This window comes from Nostoc cf. edaphicum LEGE 07299 (genome assembly GCF_015207245.1).
Taxonomy (GTDB): domain Bacteria; phylum Cyanobacteriota; class Cyanobacteriia; order Cyanobacteriales; family Nostocaceae; genus Nostoc; species Nostoc edaphicum_B.
In genome coordinates, this window is record NZ_JADEXF010000459.1 from 1 (window position 1) to 4,428 (window position 4,428).

At 41.9% G+C, this 4,428-nt stretch carries 4 protein-coding genes; 2 read left to right on the top strand and 2 right to left on the bottom strand.

What is annotated here, in order from left to right; all coding sequences use genetic code 11:
- On the bottom strand, window positions 1–366 hold a 366-nt coding region (locus IQ229_RS14750), incomplete at its 3' end, for a peptidoglycan-binding domain-containing protein (protein ID WP_194044873.1).
- Window positions 367–599: 233 nt separating this feature from the next.
- Between IQ229_RS14750 and IQ229_RS14755 the strand changes: the two genes are divergently transcribed.
- A complete protein-coding gene (locus IQ229_RS14755) occupies window positions 600–2,924 on the top strand; it encodes a tetratricopeptide repeat protein (RefSeq protein WP_194044875.1) in 2,325 nt (774 codons plus the stop codon).
- Here IQ229_RS14755 and IQ229_RS24565 read toward each other — a convergent pair whose 3' ends face one another.
- Entirely contained in the window at window positions 2,925–3,056 is a 132-nt protein-coding gene (locus tag IQ229_RS24565) for a hypothetical protein (RefSeq protein WP_265582984.1), read from the bottom strand. It abuts the gene before it with no gap.
- A 196-nt stretch (window positions 3,057–3,252) separates the two neighbouring features.
- Here IQ229_RS24565 and IQ229_RS14760 point away from each other — a divergent pair.
- Window positions 3,253–4,428 (top strand): FAD-dependent oxidoreductase (locus tag IQ229_RS14760; protein WP_194044877.1); only part of this gene is annotated, 1,176 nt, incomplete at its 3' end.

A 4,428-nucleotide genomic window follows, 5' to 3' on the forward strand; every position in this document is an offset into this window, starting at 1 on the left:
CTTAATAGCATCCTGTGATTTTGGAGACATACTTTTTTGATTACGATAAAGCCTTGGGTAGAAAAGGCAAGCCCAACTCAGTGGCCCAACGATTCCATCCACCTGAAGATTATTGGCTTTCTGAAAATTTATTACAGCCTCTTCTGTTTCTATGTCAAATGTACCAGTAGTATTTGAGAGAAAACCCTGAGCTTGCAGTCGCTCTTGCAGTTCATTGATCGATTCCTGTGCAGAGTTTGGCGAAAAATCTCGGTACAGTATGGGACGTTTATTAAATACACAGACTTGTTTTTCTTCTGGAAAATAACGCCGGGATTGTTTTAGTCCAAATAAGAGATTTAGAAAGCTAAGTGTTTTATTTGTCATAGTTTTGTTGAGTAATTTGTGAAAAAATTATCTGGTAAAGTTTTAGAGCTTAGAAGTCGGTATGGTCGGCAGTCTCTATTTACTAGAGGCAAAAATGGATTTATAAATCAGCTTATCGGTTAAATTTAAGACGTGAATTAACACTGTTTAAAAAATGTTAGTAATTTGTGAAACTTTTGTTCGTTAAAATGTTGCTAATGCCACATTGATGATAAATTTATCGGGTGATATTTATGTCAGGTCAGTCAGAAGATTGGAATTTACCTAAAAGTTGGAATCGCAAGATTTTACAGGACTGGGAGATAGACCGACTACTGACTAACTTGGAGATTACGGTTCAAAAACGTTACAGACAAAGTACTAAGAAAGACCTGTTACTTGGGTTACTCTGTGGGTACAGCTTAAAAAAGATTGGTCAAGATTTGCACAAAAAAAACGGTGTTGTCAGAGCAGAGTTAAGCAATATCTATCGGGACATCGAGACTTTGACGGGAGAAGCAAATAAAAGTGTCAAGTCCAGTAATCTTGTCTACGTTCTGGAAAAACATGGTTATCGTAGAGGTTCTGTTGTATCTGCTATCCAACGCCGTGACATCCCCCACAATTTGCCAGCACCGACTTACACGCAATTTATTGGTCGCGAGGCAGATATGAAAAAGCTATTGGAACGCCTTTCATCAGTGCATGGCGCTCACATGATCACAGTACATGGCATTGGTGGCGTAGGTAAAACGGCGCTGGTGTTAGCAGCTGCTTACCTGTGCTTAAAAGCCAGTAACGAAAACTCTTCTGACGCACCCAAATTTGATGCGATTATTTTTACTTCAGCCAAACAACAAGAACTTATTCCCACCAATAGTATATTGTGGCGGCAACAGGGACAGCGTAACCTGCGCGATATCTTTCGGGAAATTGCCAATGCTTTAGACGACCCGACAATTCTTCAATCTCCTCTTAATGACCAATTTGATCGTGTACGCCAAAGTCTCTCAAAACGGAGAACATTACTGATTGTGGACAATATGGAGACTATAGAGGATAGGGATGAGGTTATTGAATTTTTATACAATCTGCCCATTTGCATCAAAGTAGCAATTACTACCCGCGAACAAATTGCCTTGCTGCCAATCCGTCTGCAAAATTTACCTCCTGATGATGGTTTGCAGTTGATTCGACAACAAGCTGAAGAAAAAGGTATAAGCATCAACGATGAGGACTCTAAGCAGCTATACGATCGCACTGGTGGAATCCCTCTAGCGATTGTATATGCGATCGGTCAAGTATCTAGTGGCTACTCCCTAAACTCGGTATTGGCTCGATTAACCTCGGCTACAGGTAATGTAGCTCGTTTTTGCTTTGAGGAATCAGTGCAGGGAATCAAAGGACAACCACCCCACAAATTACTCATGTCACTGGCGATTTTTCCTGACTCTGCCATACTCACTGCTGTGGCTGAGGTTGCTGGACTAACAGCCGCTCCTGATGCTGTAAATAATGGCTTGGCACGTTTGCGGCAACTTTCCTTTGTGAATCTCAATCCAGAGACTAAGCGGTTTGAAATGCTCTCTCTGACTCGTGAGTACGCCTTAGCAGAATTAGCCGCTTACCCAGATTTTGAGAGGGAAGTACGGAGGCGCTGGGTGACATGGTATCTAGATTTTGCCCACGATTATGCCGGAGAAGATTGGGAAAAGTGGATACACTACAATAAGTTAAAACCAGAGGAAGGAAATCTGCGGGCAGTACTTTATTGGTGTAAAGACCAAGACCGCTATGAAGCAGTTAGAGATTTATGGATGCTCTTGATCCACTATGCAAATGTCTATGCCTATTGGGATGATCGCTTAGATTGGCTGCAATGGCTCATAGAACAATCAGAACGGCGTGGTGAATGGTCTTCTTTCGTAAAACTTATCGTCCGCAAAAGCTGGCTACTAATTCGAGAGTGTTCATCTTTGAGTCTGAAAGAAGCAGACAAAATTTTGCGGCGGACATGGATTTTGCGTGACTATGCAGATTTATGCGTTCACGCTGACTTAGCCGAAAGTATGGCTAGGCTACAAATTAGACAGAAGGATTATCAAGATGCCCGCCACTGGCTGACGGTAGAAGAAAAATTAGTGATCGAGGCGAATCTAGAGGAGCGACAGCATATCCGCTATTTTATTCCCGTTCTTTACCATCGGGCTGAAATCTTTTATTTAGAAGGTAAATATTCTTTAGCAAAGAAGCTTTTTCAAGATGTGATGCAAAGTGCAGAAAAAATTAGTTGGCATCGGGTGATCAATTCTGCGAGAAATTGGCTGGCTGATGTTGCTATCGAACAAGATGATCGCTATGAAGCTGAAAAGTTATTAAGTCAAGGCTTCACCGTAGCTGAAATGACTCATAACAAGAGGCGTTTAGCTCGCTATCAACGTTCTCTTGGCCGTTGGGAGAAAAAGTGGGGAAGTGTAGAAAAAGCCCGCCAATTCTCAACTAAGGCTATTAATGGTTTTAAGCACTTGGGAATGACACGCGATGCACAAGAGATGCAAATTTTCCTTGATTCACTGTAATTATTTGCAAACAAAGGATCGCTGCTGCCCAGAAGTGCGATCGCCTACCCGCCCGAAGCGATGTCTACGACGGGCTACGCCTACGCAAACTTCTACCTCTTGTAGAATAGAAAGATGCTTGTTTTGCAACATAATGTAATATAAATTATCAATAATCGAGCGATCGCTATTCTTTTCGATCTAAGACTATTAATGCGGCAATCTGCTAAATATTAGCCTGGTTTCATCCCAAATTGTCCACCCAAAGACAGTAGATGAAGTTTTGTGTAAATAACTATAAGGTATGAAATAGCTCTGCATTCCAAAAAGTGAAAAGGAACAGATTTTTATGACATTTGATTACGATTTGTTTGTCATTGGTGCTGGGCCTGGGGGATTGGCAGCAGCTAAAAAAGCAGCTAGTTATGGTGTACGTGTCGCCATTGCCGAACAAGAAGCTATTGGTGGCACCTGTGTAAATCGCGGCTGCGTTCCAAAAAAGCTGATTGTCTACGCTGCTGACTTCGCCCTCAAAAATCAAATCGCACAAAGTTATGGGTGGAGTGACTGTCAAACATACTTTGACTGGACATTATTTATTAAGTCAGTACATCAGCATATTGACAAAGTTAACCAATCCTATTTTCAGCAATTGCAAAAAGCTGGAATTGAATTAATTTCTCAACGTGTCACTTTCATTGATACCCATACTATCAATATTGATGGACGCAAAGTTACAGCCAACAAAATTTTAATTGCTGTGGGAGGGCAACCCCTTAAGCCCAAAATCCCCGGTATAGAATACGCCATCACATCCCGCGAGATGTTTCAGTTACCCTATCTGCCAAAACGTTTAGCAATTATTGGCGGTGGCTACATTGGTGTGGAATTTTGCAGTATGATGCACGCTTTCGGTTGTGAGGTGACGGTGATTGAAAAAGACAAGATGATTTTATCGGGGTTTGACGATCGCATTTGCTCTGCTGTACAAGAGGGGTTGATTAAACGCGGAATTAAGTTTTTCACCAACAGCACTGTTCAAGAAATCAAATACTCAGAAGAGGGTTTGTTGCTAACTATTACTGGCGAGAGCCAAGAAATAATTACAGCAGATACCATCTTAGTTGCCACAGGTTACGCTCCAAATACCAAGAATCTTGGTTTGGAAAATGCCCATGTTGAACTTGGCGAACATGGTGCAATCAAAGTAGATGAATACAGCCGCACCAGCCAAGAAAATATTTTTGCTGTGGGTGATTGTACCAGTCGGGTGCAATTGACTCCAGTGGCAAAGGCAGAAGGTATTGCCTTTGCCGATACAGTTTTTGGGAACAAGGCGCAAAAACTAAATTATGATTATGTGCCCACTGCTGTTTTTTGCCGTCCAGAAGCGGCTAGTGTGGGGATGACGGAGGCGAAAGCACGGGAAAAATTTGGTGAATCTGTAGAATGCTACTGTACTCAATTCCAACCACTGTTGTATCAGATGATCGAACAGGATGAGCCAACCATTATGAAGTTAGTG

Coding starts and splice junctions, on each gene's coding strand:
- IQ229_RS14755 (WP_194044875.1), top strand. CDS start 600: ATGTCAGGTCAGTCAGAAGATTGGAATTTACCTAAAAGTTGGAATCGC.
- IQ229_RS24565 (WP_265582984.1), bottom strand. CDS start 3,056: ATGTTGCAAAACAAGCATCTTTCTATTCTACAAGAGGTAGAAGTTTGC.